Origin of the sequence: Aliirhizobium smilacinae, assembly GCF_006335145.1 — a bacterium.
Taxonomy (GTDB): Bacteria; Pseudomonadota; Alphaproteobacteria; order Rhizobiales; family Rhizobiaceae; genus Neorhizobium; species Neorhizobium smilacinae.
The window spans coordinates 192,492-219,304 of the sequence record NZ_VDMN01000003.1; the positions used below are offsets into that span (position 1 = coordinate 192,492).

The 26,813-nt window shown below is 59.0% G+C and carries 26 protein-coding genes and 1 pseudogene; 12 read left to right on the forward strand and 15 right to left on the reverse strand.

Going from position 1 to position 26,813, the window contains the following annotated elements; translation table 11 throughout:
* The first annotated feature begins 28 nt into the window (after positions 1-28).
* Positions 29-682 carry a thiamine phosphate synthase gene (locus tag FHP24_RS15590; protein ID WP_139677153.1) on the forward strand — a complete coding sequence of 218 codons (654 nt, stop codon included), beginning with the start codon at positions 29-31 and terminating at the stop codon, positions 680-682.
* A gap of 7 nt (positions 683-689) precedes the next feature.
* On the forward strand, positions 690-1,769 hold the full coding sequence (locus FHP24_RS15595) for a tetratricopeptide repeat protein (RefSeq protein WP_139677154.1): 1,080 nt from the start codon (positions 690-692) through the stop codon (positions 1,767-1,769).
* Here the strand turns inward: FHP24_RS15595 and FHP24_RS15600 are convergent.
* Positions 1,766-2,110 (reverse strand): DUF1648 domain-containing protein, encoded by a 345-nt coding sequence (locus FHP24_RS15600; RefSeq protein WP_180356019.1) that lies wholly within the window; start codon positions 2,108-2,110, stop codon positions 1,766-1,768. The two genes, FHP24_RS15595 and FHP24_RS15600, sit on opposite strands and share 4 nt — an antisense overlap.
* 188 nt (positions 2,111-2,298) lie before the next feature.
* Here FHP24_RS15600 and FHP24_RS15605 point away from each other — a divergent pair, with 188 nt between their 5' ends.
* From FHP24_RS15605 to FHP24_RS15620, 4 genes are all read left to right on the forward strand, one after another.
* Positions 2,299-3,099, forward strand: a complete 801-nt coding sequence (locus FHP24_RS15605; RefSeq protein WP_139677156.1) for an inositol monophosphatase family protein — start codon at positions 2,299-2,301, stop codon at positions 3,097-3,099.
* Positions 3,100-3,220: 121 nt separating this feature from the next.
* The gene (locus FHP24_RS15610) at positions 3,221-4,270 is read left to right on the forward strand and encodes a flagellar motor protein MotA (RefSeq protein ID WP_139677157.1); all 1,050 of its coding nucleotides are present in this window, start codon (positions 3,221-3,223) and stop codon (positions 4,268-4,270) included.
* A 3-nt stretch (positions 4,271-4,273) separates the two neighbouring features.
* Positions 4,274-5,305 carry a peptidoglycan -binding protein gene (locus tag FHP24_RS15615; RefSeq protein ID WP_139677158.1) on the forward strand — a complete coding sequence of 344 codons (1,032 nt, stop codon included), beginning with the start codon at positions 4,274-4,276 and terminating at the stop codon, positions 5,303-5,305.
* A gap of 3 nt (positions 5,306-5,308) precedes the next feature.
* Entirely contained in the window at positions 5,309-5,527 is a 219-nt protein-coding gene (locus FHP24_RS15620; protein ID WP_139677159.1) for a hypothetical protein, read from the forward strand.
* Between the two features lie 11 nt (positions 5,528-5,538).
* Here the strand turns inward: FHP24_RS15620 and FHP24_RS15625 are convergent, their stop codons facing one another.
* Positions 5,539-6,795 carry a glucoamylase family protein gene (locus FHP24_RS15625; protein ID WP_139677160.1) on the reverse strand — a complete coding sequence of 419 codons (1,257 nt, stop codon included), beginning with the start codon at positions 6,793-6,795 and terminating at the stop codon, positions 5,539-5,541.
* 22 nt (positions 6,796-6,817) lie between these two features.
* A complete protein-coding gene (locus tag FHP24_RS15630) occupies positions 6,818-8,605 on the reverse strand; it encodes an ABC transporter transmembrane domain-containing protein (RefSeq protein ID WP_394344636.1) in 1,788 nt (595 codons plus the stop codon).
* Between the two features lie 276 nt (positions 8,606-8,881).
* On the opposite strand from FHP24_RS15630, the gene rpmE reads away from it, so the two are divergent.
* Together rpmE and FHP24_RS15640 are read left to right on the forward strand one after the other, a co-directional pair.
* Positions 8,882-9,103: a 50S ribosomal protein L31 gene (rpmE, locus tag FHP24_RS15635; protein ID WP_003506183.1), complete on the forward strand. Its 222-nt coding sequence runs from the start codon at positions 8,882-8,884 to the stop codon at positions 9,101-9,103.
* Between the two features lie 89 nt (positions 9,104-9,192).
* On the forward strand, positions 9,193-9,717 hold the full coding sequence (locus FHP24_RS15640; RefSeq protein WP_139677162.1) for an AAA family ATPase: 525 nt from the start codon (positions 9,193-9,195) through the stop codon (positions 9,715-9,717).
* On the opposite strand, the gene rcdA is transcribed toward FHP24_RS15640, so the two are convergent.
* The 3 genes from rcdA to FHP24_RS15655 form a co-directional block, all read right to left on the reverse strand.
* On the reverse strand, positions 9,718-10,230 hold the full coding sequence (rcdA, locus tag FHP24_RS15645) for a protease adaptor protein RcdA (protein WP_139677163.1): 513 nt from the start codon (positions 10,228-10,230) through the stop codon (positions 9,718-9,720).
* Positions 10,231-10,658: 428 nt separating this feature from the next.
* On the reverse strand, positions 10,659-10,850 hold the full coding sequence (locus tag FHP24_RS15650) for a DUF1192 domain-containing protein (RefSeq protein ID WP_139677164.1): 192 nt from the start codon (positions 10,848-10,850) through the stop codon (positions 10,659-10,661).
* A gap of 2 nt (positions 10,851-10,852) precedes the next feature.
* Positions 10,853-12,124 carry an MFS transporter gene (locus FHP24_RS15655; RefSeq protein ID WP_139677165.1) on the reverse strand — a complete coding sequence of 424 codons (1,272 nt, stop codon included), beginning with the start codon at positions 12,122-12,124 and terminating at the stop codon, positions 10,853-10,855.
* Between the two features lie 202 nt (positions 12,125-12,326).
* Here FHP24_RS15655 and FHP24_RS28755 point away from each other — a divergent pair, with 202 nt between their 5' ends.
* Positions 12,327-12,488 (forward strand): hypothetical protein, encoded by a 162-nt coding sequence (locus FHP24_RS28755; RefSeq protein WP_180356020.1) that lies wholly within the window; start codon positions 12,327-12,329, stop codon positions 12,486-12,488.
* Here the strand turns inward: FHP24_RS28755 and FHP24_RS15660 are convergent, their stop codons facing one another.
* From FHP24_RS15660 to FHP24_RS15680, 5 genes and pseudogenes are all read right to left on the reverse strand, one after another.
* A complete protein-coding gene (locus FHP24_RS15660; protein WP_139677166.1) occupies positions 12,489-13,406 on the reverse strand; it encodes a PhzF family phenazine biosynthesis protein in 918 nt (305 codons plus the stop codon).
* Positions 13,407-13,590: 184 nt separating this feature from the next.
* On the reverse strand, positions 13,591-14,616 hold the full coding sequence (locus FHP24_RS15665) for a class I fructose-bisphosphate aldolase (RefSeq protein ID WP_139677167.1): 1,026 nt from the start codon (positions 14,614-14,616) through the stop codon (positions 13,591-13,593).
* Positions 14,617-14,810: 194 nt separating this feature from the next.
* On the reverse strand, positions 14,811-16,013 hold the full coding sequence (locus tag FHP24_RS15670) for a phosphoglycerate kinase (protein ID WP_139677168.1): 1,203 nt from the start codon (positions 16,011-16,013) through the stop codon (positions 14,811-14,813).
* 133 nt (positions 16,014-16,146) lie between these two features.
* Positions 16,147-17,970, reverse strand: coding sequence for a potassium/proton antiporter (locus tag FHP24_RS15675; RefSeq protein ID WP_139677169.1), 1,824 nt, complete (start codon positions 17,968-17,970; stop codon positions 16,147-16,149).
* Positions 17,971-18,755: 785 nt separating this feature from the next.
* A pseudogene (locus tag FHP24_RS15680) lies at positions 18,756-20,119 on the reverse strand (transposase).
* Between the two features lie 181 nt (positions 20,120-20,300).
* On the opposite strand from FHP24_RS15680, the gene FHP24_RS15685 reads away from it, so the two are divergent.
* The gene (locus FHP24_RS15685) at positions 20,301-20,834 is read left to right on the forward strand and encodes a hypothetical protein (protein WP_139677170.1); all 534 of its coding nucleotides are present in this window, start codon (positions 20,301-20,303) and stop codon (positions 20,832-20,834) included.
* Positions 20,835-21,027: 193 nt separating this feature from the next.
* Here the strand turns inward: FHP24_RS15685 and FHP24_RS15690 are convergent, their stop codons facing one another.
* The 4 genes from FHP24_RS15690 to tkt all read right to left on the reverse strand — a co-directional run bounded on the left by FHP24_RS15690 (position 21,028) and on the right by tkt (position 25,824).
* On the reverse strand, positions 21,028-21,264 hold the full coding sequence (locus FHP24_RS15690; protein ID WP_139677585.1) for a hypothetical protein: 237 nt from the start codon (positions 21,262-21,264) through the stop codon (positions 21,028-21,030).
* 139 nt (positions 21,265-21,403) lie between these two features.
* On the reverse strand, positions 21,404-22,399 hold the full coding sequence (locus FHP24_RS15695) for a GGDEF domain-containing protein (RefSeq protein WP_180356021.1): 996 nt from the start codon (positions 22,397-22,399) through the stop codon (positions 21,404-21,406).
* A gap of 358 nt (positions 22,400-22,757) precedes the next feature.
* Positions 22,758-23,768: a type I glyceraldehyde-3-phosphate dehydrogenase gene (gap, locus tag FHP24_RS15700; protein ID WP_139677171.1), complete on the reverse strand. Its 1,011-nt coding sequence runs from the start codon at positions 23,766-23,768 to the stop codon at positions 22,758-22,760.
* 82 nt (positions 23,769-23,850) lie between these two features.
* The gene (gene tkt / locus FHP24_RS15705; protein WP_139677172.1) at positions 23,851-25,824 is read right to left on the reverse strand and encodes a transketolase; all 1,974 of its coding nucleotides are present in this window, start codon (positions 25,822-25,824) and stop codon (positions 23,851-23,853) included.
* A gap of 322 nt (positions 25,825-26,146) precedes the next feature.
* On the opposite strand from tkt, the gene FHP24_RS15710 reads away from it, so the two are divergent.
* Complete coding sequence (locus tag FHP24_RS15710; protein WP_139677173.1) at positions 26,147-26,419, forward strand: DUF4164 domain-containing protein; 273 nt, start codon at positions 26,147-26,149, stop codon at positions 26,417-26,419.
* 12 nt (positions 26,420-26,431) lie between these two features.
* Entirely contained in the window at positions 26,432-26,809 is a 378-nt protein-coding gene (locus FHP24_RS15715) for a cell division protein ZapA (protein ID WP_139677174.1), read from the forward strand.
* The last annotated feature ends 4 nt before the right edge of the window (positions 26,810-26,813 follow it).

Consider the following 26,813-nt stretch of genomic DNA (forward strand, 5'->3'; position numbering starts at 1 on the left):
CCGCACCGTCCAAAAGACGGGAAGAAACATGACTGAACCGGAAAACCGCTGCCGCCTCGTGCTGATCGTGCCCGATGAAGCCGATTCGGAGCGCCAGGCAGGTCAACTGCAGCAGGCGCTCTCCGGCGGAGATGTCGCCTCCGTCATCGTGCCGCAGTATGAGCTTGACGATCAGGCGTTTCAAAAGCGGGCAGAAGTGCTTGTCGAGATGGCCCAGAATGCTGGTGCCGCCGCCATCATTGCCGGCGATAGCCGGGTCGCGGGCCGTGCGAAGGCTGACGGGCTTCACATGTCCGGTTCAATCGAGGAACTGGGCGAAGCGATCGAGAAGTTCACGCCCAAGATGATCGTCGGCGCGGGCGGCGCATCGGAGCGGCATACAGCGCTCGAGATAGGCGAATTGCGGCCGGATTATATTTTCTTCGGTCGCTTCGATGGAGACATCAAGCCGGAAGCGCATCCGAAAAATGTCGCGCTTGCCGAATGGTGGGCGTCGATGATCGAAATTCCCTGCATCGTCATGGGTGGCAATGATGCCGAATCGGTCGTTGCCGTTGCCGAAAGCGGTGCGGAGTTCGTGGCCCTTCGCGGTGCCGTGTTCGAAAGTGCCGATGGTCCCGCTGCGGCGGTTGCGAAGGCCAACGCAGCGCTGGACGAAAAAGCGCCACGGTTTGAGGGTTGATGGTCGCATGCCATCAACGACACGCCTGTTTCGCAATCCGGTTAAAGCAATAACTGCCATGCTGATTTCAGCGGCTGCGGTAACTTCCGTACATGCCCAGTCGAGCCGGGTGGTGACCCGCCCGGTCGGGCCGGATGCCGGTAAGATGGAACAGAAGCAGCAGCCGGATGGCATCGTGCCTTCGGGCGGCGTCGAGCTCTACCGGCGAATGGGGGCCGCATTGCCGGCTCCGCCAAAAGAAAAGCACTACGACGGTAAGGTCGATGACGCTTACGGTGCGTACCAGCGCGGCATGTACATCACCGCCATGAGCATGGCGCTCGAACGGGCGCAGAAGGGCGATGCGGCTGCGCAGACGCTGGTTGCTGTAATGATGACCAAAGGGCTCGGGCTCGCCCGCGACCCCAAGGGTGCCGCGTTCTGGTACGGCCAAGCCGCCGAAGGCGGCGACGCCGCAGCCATGTTCGAATACGCGCTCCTGTTGATGAAGGGGCGTGATGTTACAGCCGACAGGAAAAAGGCTGACGAGTACATGCGCCGTGCGGCGGAGGCCGGAAATTCCGCCGCTCAGTTCAACTGGGGTCAAATCCTGATATCGGGCAACCCCGGTGAAAAGGGGATGGAGCTGGCGCTGCCGTTCTATGAAAAGTCCGCCGAACAGGGGGTTGCCGATGCGCAATATGCCGTCGCGCAGCTTTATATCTCGCTGAGGGAAGTCGCTCCGACTAAAAAAGCGCGGGCTCGCGACTGGATGCAGCGGGCTGCCAAGGCTGGTTACGATACCGCCCAGCTCGATATGGGAATATGGTACGTCAACGGCGTTGGTGGCGATCGGGATTACGACAAGGGTTTCGAATGGCTGAGGATTGCCGCCATGCGCGGCAATGTCGTGGCTCAGAACAAGCTCGCCTATCTCTACATAAACGCGCTCGGCACGCGGCCCAATCCTGTGGAAGCCGCCAAGTGGTATGTTCTGTCCCGCCGCGCAGGTCTGCAGGACGCCGGGCTTGAGGATTTTTATCTCGGTATCAACGAAGATCAGCAGAAACAGGCGATCGACGCTGCCAACAAGTTCAGGCGGAATTAACCCTGGAGCGCCTGCAGCGCGAATAATGCGCTGCGGATGATGAAGCCGTGGCCCACTGCGAGCGCAAGGATGACGAAAAGCCAAATCGCGGTATAGAGCCCCGGCCTGTTCAAGGCCTTGGGGTTGATCGACGGAGACACGACAAAGACGGCGATTGCAAACAGCATTGCGCCGGGCAGCAGGAAGAGCGCGATTGCCGGGCGGGCGAAGTTGTCGGGATTGCCGGAAAAATCGAAATGGATCGGCAACATCACTTCCGGCGGCAGGGCTGACCACAGGCCCAGCGACAGGAATGTCATGGTGATGAGCATGCCGAGGCTGATAAAAAGAGGGATAGGCATGCGCATGGGGCGGTCTCCAATGTCGGGTTCGCCTTCCTTTCGCAGGCTCTGCCACGAATGACAACACTGCCGTTTGACCGCACGACTTGAATTTACCGGCAATCTGTGGTCTTGAAGCCGCCCAATCAACAAAATCAGTCTAGCCCGCTCTCCCGGTCATCCGGATTCCGGGGTTCAAGGATTCCGAAATGGCCCGTTCAGCACTTCTCAATGTCATGGTGCAGGCTGCCCTGAAGGCAGGCAAGTCGCTTACCAGAGATTTTGGTGAGGTACAGAATCTGCAGGTTTCGGTGAAGGGTCCTAGCGATTTCGTATCGCAGGCGGATCTGAAAGCGGAAAAGATCGTCCGTGACGAACTTTTGAAGGCTCGCCCGACCTACGGCTTCCTCGGCGAAGAGGGTGGCGAGGAAAAGGGGACCGACGGCGCGCATCGCTGGATCGTCGATCCGCTGGATGGCACTACCAATTTTCTGCACGGCATTCCGCAGTTTGCCGTCTCGATCGCGCTTGAGCGCAACAACGAGATCGTCGCAGGCGTGATCTTCAATCCGGCGACGGATGAACTGTTTACCGCCGAAAAGGGCGGTGGTGCGTTCCTCAACGATCGCCGTATTCGCGTTGCTGCACGTCGCGTACTCTCCGATTGCGTCATCGGCTGCGGCGTGCCGCACCTTGGCCGCGGCAATCACGGCAAGTTCCTCGTCGAGCTGCGCCACGTGATGGGTGAAGTCGCGGGTGTGCGCCGGATGGGTGCTGCCGCTCTCGATCTGGCCTATGTTGCTGCCGGCCGTCTCGACGGTTTCTGGGAAGCCGAACTTTCTCCCTGGGATGTCGCCGCTGGCCTGATTCTTATTCGCGAGGCCGGTGGTTTCACGTCCGATATGAAGGGCACGACGAACATGTTCGAAAGCCGCACGGTCATCGCCGGTAACGAACTGATCCAGAAGGCACTCGTGGAAGTGGTCAACCGGCCCATTCCCACCCGCTAAGTCCTGTCAGAAAAAACAGTGTTCGCTGATTGATAGTGCACTGTTTTCCAACGCTTGCGCACTTCAATTCGTCGCAATTTTACACTAGCCTCCGCTCAACTTAGCGGAGTCGGGGCGTATTATGGCGAATGCGACGGTGGAAGATCTGGACGAGTCGGAAACGGGCCGCGGCGGCTACAAGCACAAGCTCTCCAATCCCGCATCGTTCCTCTGGACGATGCTCATCTTCCTTATCCTTGTCGGCTTCGTGGCGTCGATCCTGTATCGGCAGGCGGCACACGCGTTCCAGACCAATCCCGGCCTGAATGGCCTGATCCTCGGCGTTCTGGCGATCGGCATCCTGCTTGTCTTCGTCCAGGTTCTCAGTCTGGCGCGGGAAGTGAGCTGGTTCAATTCCTTCCGCGCTGCCGGCGGCAATGCCGATAAGGTCGGGCGCGAACCGCGGCTTCTGGCGCCGATGCGAACGCTGATCGGCCGCCGCCGCAAGGTGTCCCTGTCGACAGTCGCCTATCGCTCGATCCTCGATTCGATCGGGACGCGGCTGGACGAATCGCGCGACACCTCGCGCTACCTCATCGGCCTTCTCGTTTTTCTCGGCCTTCTCGGCACGTTCTGGGGTCTGATCGCGACGATCGGCTCAATCAGCGACGTCATCGGGGCGCTCGATCCTTCATCCAGCGGTTCGAACGACATTCTCGGTGCGATCAAGAGCGGGCTGGCGCAGCCGCTCGCCGGCATGGGCACGGCATTTTCGTCCTCACTGCTTGGTCTTTCCGGATCTCTGATCCTCGGTTTCCTTGACCTGCAGGCGGGCCGTGCGCAAAACCGCTTCTATACGGAGCTGGAAAACTGGCTCTCCTCCGTCACCGACGTCGGATATGACGGGCCTATTTCTGATGGTGCGTCCGCTGGCTCGCTGGACGAGCTCAAGGCGCTGACTGCCGAGCTGCGCAAGCTTGCCGCGGTGCAGATGAGAGCAAGTCAGGATGGCGCCGGCAATGACCGCTCGGCAGCCAGTATCGCCAATCTTGCGGAAGGCATTCAGGGTTTGGTCAAAAACATGCGCAACGAGCAGCAGATGCTGCGCGACTGGATCGAAGCGCAACAGGAAGAATCGAAGGCCATGCGCCGCACCCTTGATCGGCTTTCCGACAAGATCGGGGGGAAATAAGCGATGGCGCTCGCCAAGAACCGCCGTCGCGAACGCACAGTCGATTTCTGGCCGGGGTTCGTGGATGCGCTTGCCACGCTCCTTATGGCCATCATGTTTCTGCTGACGGTCTTCGTGCTGGCGCAGTTCCTGCTCAGCCGCGAAATCACGGGCCGCGACGAGGTGTTGAACCGGCTGAACAGCCAGATCGCCGAACTGACGAACCTGCTGGCGCTGGAAAAAAGCGGCAGCCAGGATCTGGAAGACCAGCTCGCCAATCTGCAGTCATCGCTGGCTGCGGTGGAAAGTGACCGTTCGCGGCTGCAGCAGCTTCTCAATGATGGCGCAGGTGCCAGCACGACGGCGAATGCGCGGGTCGGAGAACTGACCAGCGAGTTGAACAATCAGCAGCAGATCAGCCAGCGGGCAGCCAGCCAGATCGAACTCCTGAACCAGCAGATTGCGGCACTCCGCGCCCAGATCGCAGCCGTCGAACAGGCACTTCAGGCATCCGAGGCGAAGGACGCAACCTCACAGGCACAGATCTCCGATCTCGGCCGGCGTCTGAACGTGGCCCTTGCCGCGCGCGTGCAGGAGCTCAACCGTTACCGTTCCGATTTCTTCGGCCGTCTGCGCGAGATCCTGTCGGACCGGGAAAACATCCGCATCGTCGGCGACCGTTTCGTCTTCCAGTCGGAAGTGCTGTTTCCGGTCGGAGGCAACGAGCTGGACGATGCCGGCCGTGTGGAGATGGACAAGCTGGCGATGGCTTTGCTTGAACTTGCCAAGGAAATTCCGGCGGAAATCAACTGGGTGCTGCGGGTCGATGGTCATACCGATAATTCTCCGCTCTCCGGTACCGGTCGTTACCGTGACAACTGGGAGCTTTCGTCCGCCCGTGCGACTTCGGTCGTGAAGTATCTGATCTCGAAGGGTGTTTCAGCCAACCGCCTGGTCGCGGCAGGTTTTGGTGAATTCCAGCCGATTGCATCGGGCGACACGCCGGAGGTGAGGTCGCAGAACCGCCGCATCGAACTCAAGCTGACGGAACGCTGACCGATGGTTTCGTACAGACAGGATCTCGACGCCTTGATAAAGGCGGTGGCGGACAGTCCACGCCGTGACAACACGGCCTATCATCAGGCAATGGCCGAAGCGCGCGAGATGTTCGACCAGGCGGAAACCGCACTTGGCGGGCCTGTGACCGTCAGGACCAAGACCAAATTGAAGCCGAACGGCAAATATGTGGTGAAGTGGGTTTTCGAGCGCGCCGAATGAGTGCTCCTACATCAGGCCGTGTAATGACCTGATGTGAAACCCAGTCTTTCCAGTCCACGGCGAACTTCCGGCGCCTTCATGAACAGGTTCCATAAAAGGCCGGAGCGGTGGTTCTCGATCATCGCCACGATCGGTCCCTGGTCGATGGCGATATAGGTCGGTGCAAGCCAGTCAATTGCCGGCGCGAAGGCATCGACGAAGCCGAAACTGCCGAACAGTTTTCCGTCCTCATATCGCAGCATGGCGCGCAATCCCTCCTCCACCTCCTTCGGCAGGAAGGGGAAACTCGACAGCGCGGCGCTCGGGGCTATGGCACCCATGTCGGATGTCGGTGAGTTGGCGTTGTAGCCATTCGGCGCTTCCGACGCCGTGAGGCCCCAGACATCGTATTGCTTATAGGCCGGGACGCTGAGGCAATAATCCCGGTTGATCTTCGTATGCGCCACGGCCTGCTGCCAGTAATCAGCATAGCGGTCGGAGAGACCGTGCGGATCGAGCGCGCAGAAGGAATATTGCGACAGGAAAAGCGGGCCGCCGAGAGGTTCGCCAAGGGGGAGCTCGGTGCCGAAATAGCTTTCACCGTTTTTCATCGCGCCGGAGCGCGCCCAGCCCGTGTGGTAGCTTTCCGGCTTGATCGGGTGCGTAACCGAGCCCGCCGCCAGAACGTAGGCCGAAAGCGACTCGTTCCAGCCCTTTATCGGCAGGTTCATCGTCCAGTTATGGATCGGGCTCCAGTGCCAATAAAGCGGGCCGTCATCCTTGCCGCGGGTGAACCAGTTCCACTCGACCTCGTCGAACAGGCGCGTGACAGTTGTCCTCAAGGCCAGCTCGGCTTCCGATGTGCCGGTGAAATATTCCCTCGCGCAGATCAGGCCCTGAAGCAGCAGGGTGGTTTCCACAAGGTCGCCGGCATCGTCATATTGCGAGAACTGAACGGTCTCACTGCTGGCGCCGTCGACCATATGCGCAAATGCGCCGTGATAGCGTGTCGCAAGGCTCAAGCGTTCGAGAATGAGGACGATACGCTCCAGAGCCTCGGCGCGGGTCACCCATTGCCGTTCCGCCGCAACGAGTATCGCCATAAGCCCGAAGCCGGTGCCGCTGATGGAGACCATGTTGGTGGCGATTGCGCCGTTCACCCAGCGCTTGTCGTAGATCAGCTTGCTGTCGGCATGCGCCCCTTCCCAGAAATACAGGAAGGTCTGGTACTGGACACGGTCGAGCAATGTCTCGAGAGGGGCATTCGGGTCCAGTGGCTCGACGATCATGCGGTCCTGTCCTGTTGGGTGATCAGATCGCCGTCGCGCTGCGATGTTCCAGATCATGGAACTGGAGACGCGCCAGCTTGGCATAAAGGCCGCCCTTGGCAACGAGGCTTTGATGCGTACCTTCCTCGACGACGCGGCCGTCTTCCAGGACCAGAATCCGGTCGGCTTTCAGAACGGTCGCAAGCCGGTGGGCGATGACGAGCGTCGTACGGTTTTCCATCAACCCGTCGAGGGCGCGCTGAACCAGCGTTTCGCTTTCGGCATCGAGCGCCGAAGTCGCCTCGTCGAGCAACAGGACCGGGGCGTCTTTCAGGATGGCGCGAGCAATCGCGATGCGCTGCCGCTGGCCGCCGGAAAGCGTGATCCCGCGTTCACCGGCCATCGTGTCGTAACCCTGATCGAGTTTCGCGATGAACTCGTCGGCCTGTGCGGATATGGCGGCGGCGCGTACTGCTTCGCGGGTGGCGCCCGGCATGCCGAAGGCGATATTGTCGTGGATGGATGCTGCAAAGATCGTCACGTCCTGCGGGACGATCGCCAGGCGCGAACGGATGTCGTCGAGCCGGGCATTGCGAAGGTCTATCCCGTCGAGCATCACAGAGCCGGACTGCGGATCGTAAAAGCGCATGAGAAGTGAAAAGATCGTGCTCTTGCCGGCGCCGGAAGGGCCGACGATCGCGACCGTTTCGCCGGCCTTCACCTTCAAAGACAGGCTGTTGAGCGCGATGGCGCTGATGCGGGCGGGATAGGCGAAGGAAACCTGGTCGAACTCGACCTCGCCACGCGCCGGTGCAGGCAGGGCGGCTGGTGTTTCCGGGTCCTTGACGGCCGGGATTTCGTGCAGCAGTTCGGTCAGTCGTTCGGCGGCGCCACCGGCGGCGGAAAGTTCGCCCCATACTTCGGAAAGCTGGCCGAGCGAACTGGCGGCGATCACCGAATACAGCACGAATTGGCCAAGCGTGCCGGCGCTCAGATCACCGGACAATACGCTCTGTGCTCCATACCAGAGAACGCCGACGATAGAGCCGAAGACGAGGAGAATGGCAAAGCCGGTTAGGAGCGCGCGGGAGCGGATTGCGATGCGAGCAGCGTCATAGGCATTTTCGACGGCAAAGGCGTAACGGTCGCTGGCCATCTGCTCGCCGCCGAAGGCCTGGACTGTGCGGGTTGCGGCCACGGTTTCCGATGCAAAGGCCGAGCTTTGCGCCAACGTATCCTGTGCGGCGCGCGAGCGACGGCGGACGGTACGGCCGAAACCGACGATCGGGAAGACGATAAGCGGGATTGCGCCGAGCACCATCGTGGAGAGCCATGGGCTGGTGTAGATCATCATGCCCATGGCGCCGAGACAGAGGATGGTGTTGCGGAGTGCCTGCGAAGCTGCCGAGCCGAATGCGGACTTGATCTGCGTCGTATCCGCGGTCAGGCGCGAGACGATTTCACCCGACTGGTTGACGTCGAAGAAGGAGGCGGAGAGGCGGGTGACATGGGCGAAGACTTCGCTTCGCAGATCTGCCACCACCCGTTCGCCGATGGTGATGACATAATAATATCGCATCGCGCTGGCCAGCGCCAAGAGAATGGCGAGGATCAGCAGCATGCCGAAATAGTTGTTTATGAAATGGCCATCGGATGACGCGAAGCCGTGATCGACCATGCGACGGACGGCGAGCGGAAGCGCAAGTGTCGTTGCGGCGGCGAGGACGAGAAAGAACAGAGCCGAAGCGACCAGTCTTCGATAACGGGAGAGATAGGGGATCAGGCGGGCGAGGGGCTTGAGGCTGCGATTCTTCTTTTCGGTCTCAGACATGTCTGCCACGCGGATCTCCTGCTAGCGAACCGTAATTTTCTACGATACGCAGACTCTAATATTTCAGCGTCCATTGTGCGCCATTGATGTCGGACAAAGAACGCGATAGGGGCCACTCATCTTGGCCCTGCGGGTACTTGTGCTAGTCGCGACCTTCCTGTATAGGCTCCGCATCGAATTGGGAAGCCGTGACCGACGGGTCTGCGGCTTCATTCATTAAAGAGGGTCGGTGATCGCAAAAGCGGCATGGAGACCCCTCAAAGCAGGAATATCGACATGAAGGCTGACATTCATCCCGCTTACCACACCATCAAGGTTGTTATGACTGATGGCACCGAGTACGAAACCCGTTCGACCTGGGGTTCGGAAGGCGCAGTCATGAACCTCGAAATCGACCCGAAGTCGCATCCGGCATGGACCGGCGGCAACCAGCAGCTGATGGACCGTGGTGGTCGCGTTTCCAAGTTCAACAAGCGTTTCGGCGGCCTCGGCCTCTAATCCCCGAATCGTTGGCGGACCTAAAAAAGCCTGGCGAAAGCCGGGCTTTTTTCGTTTTGTGTCATGGCGGAAACGACGGGGAGCGTGCCATGGCTGAGACGACTGCGGATGCGGCTTTTCGTCGGATCGCAATCATGGGAAATGGCGGTTCGGGCAAGACCTGGCTGGCCAAAAAGCTGTCGCTTTGCCTTGATCGTGCTCCGGTTCATCTCGACGATGTTTACTGGCAGCCCGGTCCGCATGGCATCGCACGGGACAAGTCGATCGTGATCGAGGAGATACGGCAGCTCTCGCATACATCGAAATGGCTGATGGAAGGCGTCTATGGCTGGCTGATCGATGTGGTTCTTCCGAGGACGACGCTATTGATATTTCTCGACCTGCCGGAAGATGCGTGCATCGCAAATGTGAGATCGCGCGGCAAGCAGCGGGGAGAAAGCGACGAGAGCTTCGATGAGCTGATCGACTGGGTGTCGAAATACCGCGAGCGGCGCAACAACTGGAATTCGTTCGAAAGCCATTCGCTGATGTTCGAGCAGTTTTCGAACGAAAAAGTGCGGCTCAGAAGCCGCACCGAACTCACCGATTATGCCGAAAAGCTTTCAGTCCGCTGATCAGTTACCGAATGCGGTCTGCAGCAGGTTGAACTGGGCGCGGACGCTGTTTTCATTGTCCGGTACCGAAACGGCGTCCGAAGGCCGGTAGATCTCGCGATCGAGAAGCGCCACGCGATTCTGCAAGCGCAACGAGCGCTCGACGAGATCACGGAAACCTTCAGGAAGCTCGTTCCAGCCCGGTGCGTTGCGATCGACGTTGAAGCCGTCGAGGCGGACCTTGTTCTTTTCGGCCAAGACCTGATCGCGGGACATCTCGCCATTGTTGACGGCGCGCTGCAGCAGCAGCCAGGATGCCATCTGCATCAGCCGGGTCGTCAGCCGCATGGATTCTGCAGCGTAGAGTACAGAAGCGATACGCGGCAGGACCTTCGATGCGGCGCGGCCCGTTCCGTCAAGATAAGTCGCAGTTTCTTCGACCAGGGCCATGCCCTCTGAGTATAGTGTCTTGAACTGCGATGAATTTGCGGCGCGGCCGGCAAAGTTGACGGTATTCAAACCCTGTTCCTGCATGAATGTCATCCTGCTAACGCAATCACGATGAGGCAATGGCGACGTGGGGTGAAAAGTTCCATCGTCGCCCTCATTGACTTGAACATGATCTTTATAATGGAAATCCGCAAGGCGTTTATTAAGGAAAGGTTAATACCCACAAGAAGCGGTAAACCGATGCGGATGTTCTTGTTTTGGAACAGATTTCCGCTAATCGCAAGATGGGCTGAAAAGGGTGTCTCGGCGCTTCAGTAAAGCGGTTTTGAGCCTTGCTCAAAAAAGAAGAGCCGCGGAAAGGCGGCTCTCAAGGTAAAACAGGGAGAAATCAGACCATTCGCCGGGTGGTGAAACTGTCTGAGTCCAGGAAGCCCGGACGTCTCGATAATGTCTATTAATGATTAATATCCACTTAAAATCCCCAGGAGATACTTGGGTATTTGTCGTTAGACTCATTTCTTAAAGAGACTGTCAGCTGCCATTCGGCCGGCTTGTTTCTTCATTTTGTCCGCCTCCAGTCTCTCGATCTCCTGCCTGAGAAGGTCGATGCGGGCATCGAGATCACCCACCGACAGAATCGATAGATCCGAGCCTATCTCGTGGGCGATTTTCTTTGCTGGGCGATCGTCGTCGAAAAATGTCATCCTCAGTTCCTCCGGTCTTCGCTCGTTCCCTCGGCCGGTACCGACCGTGGATCAAGCGCAATCCCTTCCGGCGTCGTCATCGGCGAGGTGGCGGCAGGAGCCACGCTATAGGCGTCGCGATGTTCTGCAGGTACCGGTGCGCGCTGGCGGCTGCGGAAGATGGCGTAGGCGGTGATCAGAATATGCGCGATCGCGGTGACGAGGAAGAGCGCATAGGGTCCCGCCCAGCTCATGACCGGGCCGCCGAGGGTCGGGCCGATGATCGTGCCGATGCCGTAGAGCAGCAGGAGGCCACCGGAAACCTTGACGAAATCTTCCGGCGCAGCGAAGTCGTTCGCGTGGGCGACGGCGATCGGATAAAGCGCGTTCGCTGCGGCGCCGTAGATCGCCACAAGAACGATGATCCCATAGGCATCGGTCGGCCGTACCATGGCGACGACAAGTCCTGCCAGTGCGGCGGCTGCGGAGAGGCCTGCCAGAACATGGCGTCTATCCATGCGATCGGAGAGCCGACCTGCAGGAAACTGCATGATCGCGCCGGCAAAGATGGTGATCGTTACCATCGCTGCGACGGCTCCTTGGGAGAGGCCGGCGCGGCTGGCAAAGACTGCAGCAAGAGTGCCGTAAGCGCCATTGGCGATGCCAATCAGCAGGATGCCTATGCAGGATATCGGTGAGTTCCTGAACAATCCCCTCAGATCCAGCTTGGCGCGTTTGAGCGGTTGCGGCGAGGCGGCCTTGGACAAGGTCGTGGGCAGGGCTGCAACGCTGTAGAGGATGCCGCAGATCATGAATAGCGTCGTCGTCGTGACATCCGAGAAGGGGACCAGCATCTGGCCGCCGACGACGCCGAACAGGGTGATGGATATGTAGAAGGAAAAAATCGTGCCGCGGTTTTCCGGCGTCGCACGCTCGTTCAGCCAGCTTTCGATGATCATCGACGTGCCAGCGGTGCAGAAGCCGGTGATTGCCCTCAAAGTGAGCCATGCGGCCTGATCCACCAGCAGGCCTGTCAGCAACACGTTCAGGCAGATCAGCGCGAGGAAACCTGAAAAGGCGCGAACATGGCCGATCCTGCGCACCACATTCGGGGCGACGAAACAGCCGATGACGAAGCCGGCAGCCCAGGTCGTGCCAAGAAGGCCGAGCGTCTCGTTGGAATAACCTTCCAGAGTGCCCCTCAACGGCAGCAGCAGCCCTTGAAGGCCGTTGCCGAGGAAAAGAAAGAGCGTACCGGTTAAAAGGGCGAGGACGGGAAGAAGATTTCGACTCATCGGCTCACAATAGGTTCGTGTCAAACAATCGGTTGCGCCGTTTCCGCCGGCCAGACATGTTGCGCCTTGCCGAGGAGAACGGTAACGAAGGGTAGGGCGTTCAATTGATTTATATGTCTGCCCCTCCCCAAGCCTATCTGTGGTGTAGTTTAAAAATGTCTACCCTGTGGCGACCAGGGAAAAGACCTTCGCCGGATGATAAATGACCAAAGCAATTTCCATCCTTCTCATCCTCGCCATGGGTGTCCAGATCATCAAGCCGCTCGGCTTTCCCGGCCTCAAGCGACGCACGGATTTCTGGAAGCTGGCGCTTTTCGCATTCGCGATCTGGACCGTTGCCCTGTTGGGGCGTGAGTTCTTCTGATCAATATTCGACACTGCCGCGCATGACGAAGACACATCGGCCGCTGATCCTGACATCGGTGACCTTGCCCTGCTGCTTGATGATGTCGAGTTCTATGACGCTCCTGCGGCCCATCTCCACGCCCTGCTCGATAGTCAGGCGGGTGCGGATATCGGCCTCGGGCATATTGGCAACCAGATAGGCGGCAAGCGCACCTGATGCACTGCCGGTTGCCGGATCTTCCGGGACATCGTCCAGTGGGGCGAACATGCGCGCACGGATATGGTCCGGCCGTGACGGATCGCGGACATAGAGAAACACGGAAAAGCCCAGGCCATTGCCGGGATGGCGGGTCGCTGCTTGGCGGAAAGCGGAGAGGTTGGGGCGGGACCGACCGAGGGCATCCAGGCCATCCAGTTCGGCAAGCACGAAACCGAGGCCGACGGAGGCGAAGATCGGCTCATGCGGATCGGTGCGGACATGTGCTGTATCGATCGAAGCGCAAGCAGCTACCAGATCTGCCGCAACTGTATCTCCGGTTTCAAGTGATCGCGGTGCGCGGATGGAGGTGGCGGTGACCATCCCGCCTTCGCGCTTCAAATCGACCTCGACGAGACCTGCAGCCTCCTCGAAGCGGAGGTTGTCCCCGACGGGTTTACCGAAAATGCTCGCGTTCTGGCCGAGAACATAGGCTGTGCCGACATTCGGGTGGCCCGCGAAAGGGACTTCCATCGTCGGTGTGAATATCCGGACACGGGCGCTGTTGGCGGAGTCCTCAGGCGGTAAAACGAATGTGCTTTCCGAGTAACCGAATTCGGTTGCGATCTGCTGCATCTGCTCTGTAGTCAGGCCGCGGGCATCGGTGATGACCGCAAGCGGATTGCCGGTAAAACGTTCGGCGGTGAAGACATCGACGGTGACGAATTCGACGGTGGGCATGGCATTCTCCAACTCAAGAGAAGCAATGCTAGGCGGGGGCGATGCGGCTCACCAGTCAAACTTTGTGATGGTATCAATTAACGGAAAAACCGCGCCGTTGCCGACGCGGTTTTCTCCCTCCCTGCAGCATCCGCGCCCTTTGGGGCTGCGGACCGGCTGCAACGATTGCGATGAGACAAGCGGATTACGCTGCCTTCTCGAGATCCTTTTTCCAGCTGCCATTGGCGGCAAGCGTGTTCATCTCGGCGCGGTGCTGGAAAGCGCGCTGGCCGGCTGCGACGTTCTCGGACTTGCCGCCCCAGGCCTTGAGGGCGGTTTCCTGCAGCGCGCGGCCATAGGAATAGGTCAGCTTCCAAGGCAGGTCGTAACCGGCAACCATGGCCGACAGGTGGGCCGTTGCTTCTTCCGAGGTCTGGCCGCCGGAGAGGAAGGCAATTCCCGGTACGGAGGCAGGTACGGTCGCCTTCAGCACCTTGACCGTACGTTCGGCGACTTCCTCGACGGACGCCTTGCGGGCCTTGATGCCGTCGATCACCATGTTCGGCTTCAGGATCATGCCTTCGAGATCGACGCGGGCGTCGAACAGATCGGCGAATACGGTCTGCAGCACGTGCTGGGTTACTTCGGCGCAGCGGTTGATGTCATGGTCGCCGGGCGTGCCGTCCATCATCACTTCCGGCTCGACGATCGGTACGATTTCAGCCTGCTGGCAAAGTGCTGCATAACGAGCGAGAGATTGTGAGTTGGCCTTGATCGAACCCCAGCTCGGACGGTGGTCACCGATGGTGATGACGCCGCGCCACTTGGCGAAACGCGCACCGGCTTCGCGATATTTGCGCAAGCGCTCATAAAGGCCATCGAGGCCTTCGGTAATAAATTCATGCGGGTGCAGGGCCATCGGCTTCGCGCCGATATCGACCTTGATGCCGGGGATGGAGCCGGCGGCGGTCATGAGGTCAACGAACGGGGTGCCGTCGGCTGCCTTCTGATAGAGGGTTTCCTCATAAAGGATAACGCCGGAAATGCAGTTCTTCATTGCAGATTCAGTGCGGAACAGCATCTCGCGGTAGTCGCGGCGGCTCTCTTCGGTGGATGCGATACCGATGCTATCGAAGCGCTTTTTGATCGTTCCGGTGGATTCGTCGGCGGCCAGAAGGCCCTTGCCGTTCGACACCATCTTGAGTGCAATATCTTCCAGACGTTCGGTCATTAGTCGATCTCCAACACTTGATATCTGAGCGGATACCAGATGTGGAGCGGAAGTAAATCCGGTGCTAAATATTTGAAACGATTGAATTCAATTCAATCGTTTAAAATATCTAAATATTTTAAACGGGTCTTGAAACGCGAATGCGCGGAGTTATCTCCGCGCATTCTAGTTGTGGTAGAGATGGAAAACGCCGCTCAGGCCGTCTTGGAGAGGACCGCCACGCCGGGCAGTTCCTTGCCTTCCATCCATTCGAGGAAAGCGCCGCCGGCGGTCGAGATGTAGGTGAAGTCATCGACAACGCCTGCATGGTTGAGGGCTGCGACGGTATCACCACCACCGGCGACCGACACCAGCTTGCCGGCCTTCGTCTGTTCAGCGGCGAACTTGGCGGCAGAGACGGTTGCTGTATCGAACGGGGTGATTTCGAAGGCGCCGAGCGGGCCGTTCCAGACCAGCGTGGACGCCTTGGCGATCCATTCGTTGATGGCTTCGACCGACTTCGGCCCCACGTCCAGCGCCATGGCATCTGCCGGGATGGCTTCGATGGCAACGGTCTCGTTTGCGGCATTGGCCTTGAACTCGCGGGCGACGACGGCATCGACCGGGAGGACGATGGCGCAGCCGGCGCTTTCTGCTTCAGCCATGATCGCCTTGGCGGTTTCACCGAGATCATGTTCGCAGAGCGACTTGCCGACATTGATGCCTTGTGCCGCGATGAAGGTGTTGGCCATGCCACCGCCGATGACGAGCGCGTCTACCTTCTTCACGAGGTTCTGCAGAAGGTCGATCTTGCTGGAGACCTTTGCGCCGCCGACGATGGCAACGACCGGACGGGCAGGGGCGCCGAGACCCTTTTCCAGGGCTTCGAGTTCAGCCTGCATGGTGCGGCCGGCATAGGCGGGCAGGTGATGGGCCAGGCCTTCGGTTGAGGCATGGGCGCGGTGGGCGGCGGAGAAGGCGTCGTTGACGTAGATATCGCCGTTCTTGGCAAGCTCCTGCGTGAATTCCGCGTCGTTCTTTTCCTCGCCCTTGTGGAAGCGGGTGTTTTCGAGCAGCAGGATATCGCCGTCCTTCATCGAGGCGACGGCCTTTTCGGCGTCTTGGCCGATGCAGTCGGCAGCAAAGAGGATCTTGGTGCCGAGCACTTCATTGACGGCCGGAATGATCAGCGAGAGCGACATGTCGGCGACCGGCTCACCCTTGGGGCGGCCGAAGTGGGCAAGCAGGATGACCTTGGCGCCCTTTTTCGACAGTTCAAGGATCGTCGGGGCAACGCGCTCGATGCGGGTCTTGTCGGTCACCTTTCCATCGGCAACCGGTACGTTGAGATCGACGCGTACGAGAATGCGTTTGCCTGCGGGGCTGCTGATGTCGTCAATAGTCTTGAATGCCGGCATGGGCTAATCCACTCCTTGAGTGCTGAAATAGGACCGAACGCCCGCAGGCGACCGGCCGCTGAAACTGGGCGGACCATACTATGGTTGCGGCCCGACGCAAGGGTGCCAAGAGCCGCAGTTTCCGGTCCGTGATCTAATGTTGCGGCGGCGGTATCGGCCTGCCGCGGTATTTGCGGATAAGATCGCGCACGCGGTGGGCGATGTCGCGCATGTTGATGAAAATCGGCAGCTTGGTCGTCGGTTCCACCGGCTCCAGCGAGACGCCGATGGAGCGGATGTGGTTCATTTCATCGACTTCGCGGACGATGAGAATGATGGAGCCGAAGCGCATCCGGTCAGCATATTCAGCCTTGCCACCGAGCCGGGCGACCATCAGTTCGCCGACCGTCACGCTCTGCTCCGTGGCTGACAGCAGGCCGGGGCCATACGCGGCGTCGAGTTCCTTGGCGGGGCGGGTGGGCGAAATCGCAAAGGCGCCAAAAAATTCCTCGTCGTTCTCATCCAGAGGCACGCGAGCCGCGAACAGCCGGTCGAGCAGCTTTGTGTAGGTTGGGGCGACGAAGAGATAGACCTGATCGCTTTCCTTCAGCCGGCCGGCATATTGATAACGGATGCTCTTGCCGTCGCGGATGACAAGCGACGGCATGGCCCATCGCGGAATGCGCTCGCCGCTCAGGATGGGGCTGTCCTTGATGACGCGATAGGAAACGAGTTCGTGCTGGGCGGCGCCCGGAAGATCAAGCTCGATCTTTTCCACCGCGCCTATGCGCGGGGGGATGATGAGGCCGAGATAGTTGGCCACCGGTTTGATCGTCCAGCCCTGTACCAAAAGCGAGACAAGCACGATGATGAAGGTGACGTTGAAATAGAGTTCGCCGTTTTCGACCCCGCTTAAGAGCGGCATGATGGCAAGCAGTATGGATACCGCGCCGCGCAGGCCGACCCAGGCGACGAAACCGATTTCCTGCTGGGTGAAGTCATAGGGCAGCAGGCTCAGCCATACCGCAATCGGGCGGGCGGCGAAGATCAGGAAAAGTGCCAGGCCGACAGCGGGCAGGAAAATGCTCGGGAATTGCGATGGCGTGGCAAGCAGGCCGAGCACCAGGAACATGATGATCTGCGCGAGCCAGGTCAGCCCTTCGTTGAAGCGCTTGATCTGCTGCTTGGCGAACATTTTTCGATTGCCCGCATACATGCCGGCGACATAGACGGCGAGGAAGCCGCTGCCCCCCAGCGCACCGGTAAAGGAAAAGACCAGAAGCGCCAGCGTCAGCACAAAGATCGGAGCCAAGCCACGGTCGGAGGTGAAGCGGTTGAGAATGGCGACTATCATCATGCCGCCGAGAATGCCGAAGATGACCCCGAGCCCCATTTCCTCGAAGAAGGTGAGGAAAAAATGCAGGTCGATGCCGGAAAGGCGCTGGCCGGTCCCGATCAGTTCGGCAATCGCGATGGTCAGGAAAATAGCCATAGGATCGTTGGTGCCGGATTCGACCTCGAGCGTGGAGCGCACCTTGTCGCGGATGTTGATGCCACCGATGCGCAGTAGGAAGAAGACGGCTGCTGCATCGGTGGAGGCGACGATCGATCCCAGAAGCATGCCTTCCAGCCAGCCGAAACCGAGAAACAGCGCGGCGGCGAAGGCGAATATGCTGGCGGTCAGGAGGACGCCGACGGTCGCCAGTGTGATGGCCGGTATTGCCGCGATCCGGAAGGAATGGACGGGCGTGATGAAGCCGGAATCGAACAGGATGACGGCCAGAGCCAGCGAGCCCAGCATGAAGGTAAACGGATAGTTGGAGAACTGTATTCCTAACCCGTCGACACCAGCCAAAAGGCCGATCGCCAGGAAGACGAGAAGAAGCGGTGCGCCGAAGCGAAAGGCGAGGAGGCTTGAGAAGGCGGAAACCAGCACCAGAAGAGTGCCGATCAGCAATACGATATAAAACGCCTCCAACGGCCTCGACCTCTTTGTTTGCCACGCTGCTTCCGGCTCGTCGGCAACACCTGAGGGCCGCGAAACCGTTTAAAGGCCGCGGATGCTGTGTCTGAGCGGGGGCAGATCCGGCGAAGCCGGAGCGAATCGTTACGGGTGGCAATTAGGCAGGAACAATTCCGGCAAGAGAAGGGCGGAGTGGAAAAAAGAGGGTCTCATGCCTCGGCGCTTTCAGCTTTTCAACGATCGATGAGCCCACACGAAGGCGGAACCACATTGGGTTAGATAAGGTGGCTCCGCATTCGCAAGGCCTTCCGCATTTTCTCAGGACTTCCGGTCTTGCGGATGATCCTCGAGCCTCGGTTGTGTGAGAAAGCCATGAAGCGTTGGGACGCTTGAGCCGCTTTGCGGCGATTGCGAACATCAATTCCAGATTAATCCTTCTGAAGGAGAATCACAGAAAGCGTGATGTCAATTCAGGTTTACGGAGGCTTGTTATGGTGGGCGGACTTGCCGAAGCCGTACCTTATCTTGTCGTTCTTGTGGCGTTCGGCCTCGTTTGGATCGTTGTGTCACGATACAAGTCGATTCACGATGTTCCGCGCAAGCAACAGGCATTGCTCGGACTAGGCTGGCTTGTTCTAGTTTACTTGTTTATTCTTGCTGTGTCCGAATGACCGCTTAGGGCCGATATCGTTGAAAAACTCGCTGGATTGGCTGCTATTCCGCTCCCTTCTGACCTCTGAGCGGAATAGGTGTGCCATTCAACCCCGCGCTTCAGCGCAGGTTGTCGATCATTGCCGCTCTCAAGCGACAATGACACCATGCAGTGGCTTGAGTTTCGCCAGCCTCCTTAGGTTTTGCGCGGTTGCCGCAAGCAGGAATTCGTCTCGCGCACCGCATGGTCCCCGAAGTCTCAAACGCGCCATCCTCAGTATGCGTTTGAGGTGTGCAAACAGCATCTCGACTTTCTTTCGGCGATGCCGTGACCGCTCGTATTCCGGCGTCGCAGCAATTGCTCGGGCGACATCACGGGCATCTTCATTGAGATCACGCGGTATCTTACGCATCGGCATGTTGGGACAGCAGCGAGGCTTCAGTTCGCAGCGATCACAGTCCTTCTTGCTGGCACGGTAAAGCCGCGTCCCCTCCGCCGTGATCCCTGATCGGGGTGTCGCATAGGTTCGACGGAACTGCTTCAGCTCCTTGCCCGCAGGACAGATGTAGCGATCATGCTCTGCCTCCCATGTGAAGTCGGAACGCGAGAAAGTGCCGTCCGTCCTGTTCGATTTGTCGAAGACTGGGATATGTGGCGCAATCCTTCGCTCCTTGACTAGCCATGCGAGATTGTCGGCAGAACCATAGGCACTATCGGCCGCGAGGTAATCAGGCCGCAAACCGAACCGGTTCTCCGTTCTGTCGAGCATCGTGCGGGATGCTCTGACTTCCGCTTGGCGGATTGCCCGTGTCGCCTCCACGTCCAGAATGACGCCGTGGTCTGTATCGATCAGGTAATTGGTGGCGTAGGCGAAGAAAGCATGGCCTTTGTGGGCACCGGTCCATTGAGCGGCCGGATCGGACGGAGAGATGAACTTTGGCTTGACCGGCGAGGCAGCGCCGAATGCAGCATCATCGAGAACAGCAAGATATTCCTGCACCGAACGGCCAGCGTCTTCTCTGGCTTCCCACTCCGCTCCTGGGACAGAACGTTGCTTGTTGGCATCTGCCGCAATCAAGCTGGCATCAACGGCAAATCCTTCCGCGCCCACCAGTCCTTGCGCAAGGCAGCGCTCCACCACTGTCTCAAACATATGTCGCAGGATGTCGCTTTGCCGGAACCGACCATGGCGGTTTTTCGAGAAGCTGGAGTGATCGGGTACCTTTCCGTCAAGTCCGAGGTGGCAGAACCAGCGATAGGCGAGGTTAAGGTGAACCTCTTCACATAGTCGCCGCTCTGAGCGGATACCCATGGAATAGCCGATGATCAGCACATCAGTTCAGGATCAATCGAAGGACGGCCAGTGCTGCTGTAGAAAGGCTTCAACTGCGTTCTTACGCTGCCGAGTTCGAGATGGCGGTCGATCCCACGCAACATGTGGTCGAGGGGAACGTGATCATCAAGGCAGAAGTCGTAGAAGAGCTGCGCCGGAGCTGTCTGGCATCCCATCATCGCTCAATCCTCCGCAAATCAATGCAACGATTGAATCACGACATCGGTGGTCCAGCAATGCTGATCTTCCAACTTGCGACCGAACGCAGACCCGCATTGTGAGGTCGATGGATTTCAACTTTATCCTGTGTAATGGTCTGCCCAAGTCCTACCAAATTCTGATTTAACCGAGTTCATTTTGATGCCCGATAACGATAGTCAAATCCGCTTAGAAAGTTGCCTTCAGGTACTGGTGGGTTTGCCATTGAGTATTGCCCGCAACGCTGCGGACATGAAGATTTTCCATTTTGGGGAGCTTCAGCCGCATCCTTCAGGCCGAGGAACTGTCGGTCCTTACGCACTACATATTCAATGCCCGTGGCGTCTGGTTGCTAAGGAGACTGTGTTTACGGGGACATCGGATCGCTTTGTCGGTCCTGCTGAAGGAACAGAGGTAAATGATGACGATCCTAAATCGGGAAACCTGCAACTCATCAGAATTGCATCGCTTCTGAAAGGCTACGACGAGACAACCAAGTCCTTCGTGAACACCGCAGAGCAACTCATCGTTATCGCGGCCTACGCAGACAACCTTGGTGGGGCTGACTTGCTGCTATCAGGCGATTACCGCCTCCAGATTTTTCCAGACGGCTCGCTTGAAGAGGATTGGCGCTTTGTCGAGTTGCAGGGGCGTCATATCGTGATCGAAGGCGGTCGCGTGCGGATTGACGAATAGCAATCTGACCATGGCGGCCGCTGGCGCGAGTTTTTCAACGGTATCGGCCGAAAGCTGCCAAATTACCTCGGCAGCACTGCACTGGGATCGGATGATGCAGTTTGTTTGTGTCCGAAAATCAAAGCCTGGTGCCAGGCCTCATTGAAATCCGGTCAGCATTGTGGTGCGACCTCTCCGACTTCGTTGCAAGGCTTCACGAAGCGATGAATTTCACTGTCACGCCGCGCTGGCGAAAGTAGGCCTGCATCAGTTTTCTGCCTGAACGATTGTTCTGAACCAGTTTGGCCGGGTCGAATACGGCCTCTTTCAGCCCTGCATGCGTCAAGGCTGCCTTAAGGGTCGCAATATGCAGATCGATATCTGCGTTGTCCGCCTGGAGCGATTCATAAATGCGGTCTGTTGCATCTGCTACGGTCGGTTCGCTCACGATTGCACTCCTGTTGCTGTTTGGCTGGCGCTTAGCACATTTTTCGCCCTGACCACTATCGTGGCGACGAATGTCCACATCAATGCGTGACGATGGAGTGGGACTGTTACAGTCAAGCCTCGTTCAGGTCGGCAAAATTTTCTCAGGCAACGTCCGCGATCGGGTCGGATATCGGCAATAGCCGAAAACCGTTCTTGCCGGCCGCTTTTACCGCATAAAGGGCCTTGTCCGCTTCGGCGAAAATGTCCTTGGCGGCAATGCCCGGCAGGATCATTGCGGCGCCGATCGAGGCGCTGACCTTGAACTTGTTCGCAGAGGATCCAACCCACCATTCGAGCTTGTCGACGACGCGTTGGCAGACGTGTTCGAGGTCGTTCACCGATCCGTAATCGTGGATGACGGCAAACTCATCGCCGCCGAGGCGGGCGATGAGGGTTGCGTTTGGCACGGCCTGCGAGATTCGTCGGGCAGCCTCCCGCAGGCAGTCATCGCCGGCCTGATGTCCAAGTCTGTCGTTGACGGCCTTGAAGCTGTCGAGATCGATCAGCAGCAGGGCTTTGCGTGCCGAAGCGCCGGAAGCCACCACCTCGTCCAGCATGCTTTCGAACTTTGCCCGGGATGCGAGCCCGGTGACTGCATCCGTTTCGGCCAAAATGCGCAGCTGCTCGAACAGGGTCTTTTCGGCGGTAATATCCTGCTTCATTCCGAACAGGCGTACCGGGATCCCATCCTGCCTTTCGACGATCGCCGTGATCCGGATCCATCTGAGGTCGCCCGTGGCGCTGTTGATCTGGGCGTCGAGGGTGAAACCTTCGCCATCCCGGATCGCGGCGTTGCGGACCTCGGTCAGCTTCCTGCGGGACTCGGGCGTATAGAGCGCGACAGTTGCGGCCCTTGTCAGCGGCGATCGCGGTTCCAGTCCGAACAGTTCATAGACGGTGTCCGTCCAGGTGATCGTCTCGTCGGGGAGGGTACATTCCCAGATACCGATGCGGGCGGCTTTGAACGATTTGTCGAACAGGTTCTGGAGCTGATTGAACTGCTCCGAATTCTCGGAAGTCGGCGGACGTGGCCCATCGGAAGCCAACTTCATTGCGTCGAGAGAGGTTTCGCAATGAGATTGCAAACGATTCGGCATCAATCATCTTCCTGCTTGCCGAGTTCATCTCGGCGCTCTAGCTTTCTGCAGCATGCGGCGAAATCGTTTCACTTCTGTTGCTGAAATCGATGTCGACATTCACAAATTCGCGCTCGCTAATGAAATTTGATACGAAAGCGGTGAGAGTTCGAGAGATGTTGATGCTTCAGGTTGCGAGGTTCTGGAGCGAAATCTTTTCACGAGTGCCGCCGGCAAAAACAGAGCGCTCAGAGCCAGGGCCATGACGGTGCGTTCGAACTACCGCATCCATCTCGATTTCGTTGGAGACCGGATAAACAAAAGCCCCCTGCTTCATGGAAGCAGGGGGCTCGGTGTTGCAGGCGTTTGCGCCTTCGATTTAGAGCAGCTTGCCCAGCGCGACCGAGGTGTCGGCCATGCGGTTGGAGAAGCCCCATTCGTTGTCGTACCAGGACAGAACGCGGACGAAGTTGCCTTCCAGCACCTTGGTCTGGTCGATCGCGAAGATCGAAGAGTGGCTGTCATGGTTGAAGTCGCGGGAAACCAGCGGCTCTTCCGTGTAACCGAGGATGCCCTTCAGCTTGCCGTTGGCGGCAGCCTTGATGGCTTCGTTGATTTCGGCGACCGTGGTGTTCTTCTTGGCGACGAACTTGAAGTCGACGACCGAGACGTTCGGGGTCGGCACGCGGATCGAGGTGCCGTCGAGACGGCCCTTGAGGTGCGGCAGAACCAGGCCAACAGCCTTGGCTGCACCTGTCGAGGTCGGGATCATGGACAGGGCTGCAGCGCGGGCGCGGTACAGATCCTTGTGCATGGTGTCGAGCGTCGGCTGGTCACCCGTGTAGGAGTGGATCGTGGTCATGAAGCCGTGGTCGATTCCGACGGCGTCATCCAGCGCCTTGACGACAGGAACCAGGCAGTTCGTCGTGCAGGACGCGTTGGAGATGACCAGATGGTCCTTGGTCAGCTGGTCGTCGTTGACGCCGAAGACGACGGTCAGGTCTGCGCCTTCGCCCGGTGCCGAGATGATGACGCGCTTGGCGCCGGCCGTCAGATGGGCGGCGGCCTTGTCGCGGGAGGTGAAGATACCCGTGCATTCGAGCGCGATATCGACGCCAAGTTCCTTGTGCGGCAGCTGGGCCGGATCGCGAACAGCCGTGACCTTGATCGGCTTGCCGCCACCAACGGTGATGGTGTCACCATCGACCTTCACTTCGGCCGGAAATTTGCCGTGGATCGAGTCGTAGCGGAGCAGATGGGCGTTGGTTTCAACCGGGCCGAGGTCGTTGATCGCAACAACCTCGATGTCCGTACGACCGGATTCGACGATGGCGCGGAGGACGTTACGGCCGATACGGCCGAAACCGTTAATGGCAACCTTTACAGTCATATGAGCTTTACTCCCTAATGATGGGGCTGTGTTCTAACGCGAGTTGGGACTGCCCTACTTTGATCTAGGGCAGTCCCTGGCATTAAATTTTTGCTTCCGCAGCGGCGACGACGGCGTCAGCCGTGATGCCGAAATGCTTGAAGACATCCTTGGCCGGGCCGGAAGCGCCAAAGCCCTTCATGCCGACAAACGTGCCTTCCGGACCGATGAACGCATCCCAGCCTTCGCGAACGCCGGCTTCGACGGCAATCTTGACCGGCGATTTGCCGAGGATTTCGGCGCGGTAGGCGTCCGGCTGTTCAAAGAACAGTTCGGTCGACGGAACCGAGACGACTCGGACGGTCGTGCCTTTTTCGCCAAGCGTCTTGGCCGCAGCGACGGCGAGTTCGACTTCCGAACCGGAAGCGAAGATCGTCACCTTGGCATCAGCATCGCCGGACAGCGTATAGGCGCCGAGCGTAGAGAGGTTCTTCTCCGAATATTCGGTGCGAACGGTCGTCAGGTTCTGGCGGGTCAGCGCCAGGCCCGACGGGCGATCCTTGGTCGAGATGGCGATCTGCCAGCATTCTGCTGTTTCGACCGCATCGGCCGGGCGGAACATCATCAGGTTCGGGATGGCGCGCAGCGACGCCATCTGCTCGACCGGCTGGTGGGTCGGGCCATCTTCGCCGACGCCGATCGAATCATGCGTCAGGACGTGGATGACACGAATGCCCATCAGCGAGGCAAGGCGGATCGGCGGGCGGCAATAATCCGAGAAGATCATGAAGCCGCCGCCATAAGGGATCAGGCCACCATGCAGCGCGATACCATTCATGGCGGACGCCATGCCGTGTTCGCGGATGCCCCAATGCATGTAACGGCCGGCGAAATCCGTCGGCGTGATCGAATGCATCTGGCTGGTCTTGGTGTTGTTCGACGGCGTCAGGTCGGCAGAGCCGCCGATCGTTTCCGGCAGGAAGCCGTTGATGACTTCAAGCGCGTCTTCGGATGCCTTGCGGGTGGCGATCGTCGGCTTGGTGTCGGCGAGCTTCTTCTTGTAGTCGCTGATGGCGGCGTCGAAGCCGGCCGGCAGGTCGCCGGCAAAACGACGGTCGAACTCGGCCTTCTTGTCGGATTTTTCGAGGCGGCCTTCCCATGCCTTGACGGCATCGGCAGAACGCGTGCCAGCGGCGCGCCATTCGGAAAGGACGTCGTTCGGGACGACGAAGGGTTCGTATTCCCAGTTCAGCGCCTTGCGGGTGGCGGCAATTTCTTCGGCGCCGAGCGGCGAACCGTGAACTTTGTGGCTGCCGGCCTTGTTGGGCGAGCCGAAGCCGATGACGGTCTTGCAGGCGATGAAGGTCGGGCGGTCCGACTTGTGGGCCTGCTCGATGGCGTCGGCAATCGCTGCCTGGTCGTGACCGTCGATCTCGATCGTGTTCCAGTGGACCGCCTTGAAGCGGGCGATCTGGTCGGTCGAATCCGACAGCGACACGGCGCCGTCGATGGTGATCGAGTTGTTATCCCAGAACAGGATCAGCTTGTTGAGCTTCAGGTGGCCGGCAAGCGCAATCGCCTCGTGGCTGATGCCTTCCATCAGGCAACCGTCGCCGTTGATCACATAGGTATAGTGATCCTGCAGGTCGGCGCCGAATTCTTCGCGCAGCTTGCGCTCCGCGATCGCCATGCCGACGCCATTGGCAATGCCCTGGCCGAGCGGACCTGTGGTCGTCTCGATGCCGGTTGCATGGCCATATTCCGGGTGGCCGGCGGTCTTGGAGCCGAGCTGGCGGAAACCTTTGAGATCTTCCACCGTCATGTCCGGGTAACCGGTCAGATACAGGACGGAATAAAGCAGCATCGAGCCGTGGCCGGCCGAGAGGACGAAGCGGTCACGGTCCGGCCAGTTCGGTTTCGTCGGGTCGAACTTCAGGTATTTGGAGAACAGGACCGTTGCCACATCGGCCATGCCCATCGGCATGCCTGGGTGGCCGGAATTCGCCTTTTCGACGGCATCCATGGCGAGGAAACGGATCGCATTTGCCATCCGGTCGTTTTGTTCGCGAGAAGTCATGGCTAATCCACTGTATCCGAGTGTCGGTCAGAGGCCCGTTCAAGGGCCATTTGAGGGAGCGCCTGATCCATATCAGGTGGCGCGAGCAAGTCAACAAAAGCGGGAGCAGAGCTGTCAGATAATGAGCATGTTCACTACCCGCCGCCCAATATGTAAGCAGTCACGCCTAAAAACGATATAAGGCGCTTGATCCACAAGTCGATGATGCCCGGACGGCCGTGGTTTGTTGACCGGCTTTAAAGCGGTGCTTAATCTGTTTTACCTAATGGCGAGGTTTGGCTGCGCGATTCGGCCTGGCTCGCATTCTCACGGGATATAATGGATGCCGGCAGAAAAGACGGTTGAGGTGGCGCTTTCGGAACTCCGCGCAGCGGTAGGTGGTCTCGAAAACGCCGTGGATGCCCGTATCGAGCGTCAGCGCGAGAACCGCGACGTCGATGGCGAAGTCCGTCGCGTTCACGCCGACCGTGCCCGTCTGGCCCAGGAACTCGACCAGTCGCAATTCCGCGCCAATCGGCTGGAAGAAGTCAATCGCGAAGTCTCTCGTCGATTGGTAACCGCCATGGAGACGATCCGCGCCGTGCTCGATCGCTGACTGGAGGAACTCATGGCTCAAATTACAGTCACGATCGACGGCAAGGCCTATCGCATGGCCTGCGAGGAAGGGCAGGAGGATCACCTCACCCAGCTCGCCGACAGGCTCGATCGCTATGTCAATCATCTCAAAGGTCAGTTCGGCGAGATCGGCGATCTGAGGATCACGGTCATGGCTGGCATCATGATCATGGATGAGTTGTCTGAAATGACCCGCAAGGTTTCCGCACTTGAGGCGGAGCTGGATTCGTTGAAGTCCAACCGCGACGGGTCGCTTGAAGTACAGCAGCGCAACGAGCAGGTGCTGGTTTCGACCATTGGCGAACTGGCTGCGCGGATCGAGGGACTTGCAGCAAAGCTCAACGGGCGCGCACCGGCCGAGATCAACTGATCGT

Bases quoted from the DNA above. Each gene is read 5' to 3' on its own strand.
- FHP24_RS15590 (WP_139677153.1), top strand. From the start codon at position 29: ATGACTGAACCGGAAAACCGCTGCCGCCTCGTGCTGATCGTGCCCGAT.
- FHP24_RS15595 (WP_139677154.1), top strand. From the start codon at position 690: ATGCCATCAACGACACGCCTGTTTCGCAATCCGGTTAAAGCAATAACT.
- FHP24_RS15600 (WP_180356019.1), bottom strand. From the start codon at position 2,110: ATGCCTATCCCTCTTTTTATCAGCCTCGGCATGCTCATCACCATGACA.
- FHP24_RS15605 (WP_139677156.1), top strand. From the start codon at position 2,299: ATGGCCCGTTCAGCACTTCTCAATGTCATGGTGCAGGCTGCCCTGAAG.
- FHP24_RS15610 (WP_139677157.1), top strand. From the start codon at position 3,221: ATGGCGAATGCGACGGTGGAAGATCTGGACGAGTCGGAAACGGGCCGC.
- FHP24_RS15615 (WP_139677158.1), top strand. From the start codon at position 4,274: ATGGCGCTCGCCAAGAACCGCCGTCGCGAACGCACAGTCGATTTCTGG.
- FHP24_RS15620 (WP_139677159.1), top strand. From the start codon at position 5,309: ATGGTTTCGTACAGACAGGATCTCGACGCCTTGATAAAGGCGGTGGCG.
- FHP24_RS15625 (WP_139677160.1), bottom strand. From the start codon at position 6,795: ATGATCGTCGAGCCACTGGACCCGAATGCCCCTCTCGAGACATTGCTC.
- FHP24_RS15630 (WP_394344636.1), bottom strand. From the start codon at position 8,605: ATGTCTGAGACCGAAAAGAAGAATCGCAGCCTCAAGCCCCTCGCCCGC.
- rpmE (WP_003506183.1), top strand. From the start codon at position 8,882: ATGAAGGCTGACATTCATCCCGCTTACCACACCATCAAGGTTGTTATG.
- FHP24_RS15640 (WP_139677162.1), top strand. From the start codon at position 9,193: ATGGCTGAGACGACTGCGGATGCGGCTTTTCGTCGGATCGCAATCATG.
- rcdA (WP_139677163.1), bottom strand. From the start codon at position 10,230: ATGCAGGAACAGGGTTTGAATACCGTCAACTTTGCCGGCCGCGCCGCA.
- FHP24_RS15650 (WP_139677164.1), bottom strand. From the start codon at position 10,850: ATGACATTTTTCGACGACGATCGCCCAGCAAAGAAAATCGCCCACGAG.
- FHP24_RS15655 (WP_139677165.1), bottom strand. From the start codon at position 12,124: ATGAGTCGAAATCTTCTTCCCGTCCTCGCCCTTTTAACCGGTACGCTC.
- FHP24_RS28755 (WP_180356020.1), top strand. From the start codon at position 12,327: ATGACCAAAGCAATTTCCATCCTTCTCATCCTCGCCATGGGTGTCCAG.
- FHP24_RS15660 (WP_139677166.1), bottom strand. From the start codon at position 13,406: ATGCCCACCGTCGAATTCGTCACCGTCGATGTCTTCACCGCCGAACGT.
- FHP24_RS15665 (WP_139677167.1), bottom strand. From the start codon at position 14,616: ATGACCGAACGTCTGGAAGATATTGCACTCAAGATGGTGTCGAACGGC.
- FHP24_RS15670 (WP_139677168.1), bottom strand. From the start codon at position 16,013: ATGCCGGCATTCAAGACTATTGACGACATCAGCAGCCCCGCAGGCAAA.
- FHP24_RS15685 (WP_139677170.1), top strand. From the start codon at position 20,301: ATGCCCGATAACGATAGTCAAATCCGCTTAGAAAGTTGCCTTCAGGTA.
- FHP24_RS15695 (WP_180356021.1), bottom strand. From the start codon at position 22,399: ATGCCGAATCGTTTGCAATCTCATTGCGAAACCTCTCTCGACGCAATG.
- gap (WP_139677171.1), bottom strand. From the start codon at position 23,768: ATGACTGTAAAGGTTGCCATTAACGGTTTCGGCCGTATCGGCCGTAAC.
- tkt (WP_139677172.1), bottom strand. From the start codon at position 25,824: ATGACTTCTCGCGAACAAAACGACCGGATGGCAAATGCGATCCGTTTC.
- FHP24_RS15710 (WP_139677173.1), top strand. From the start codon at position 26,147: ATGCCGGCAGAAAAGACGGTTGAGGTGGCGCTTTCGGAACTCCGCGCA.
- FHP24_RS15715 (WP_139677174.1), top strand. From the start codon at position 26,432: ATGGCTCAAATTACAGTCACGATCGACGGCAAGGCCTATCGCATGGCC.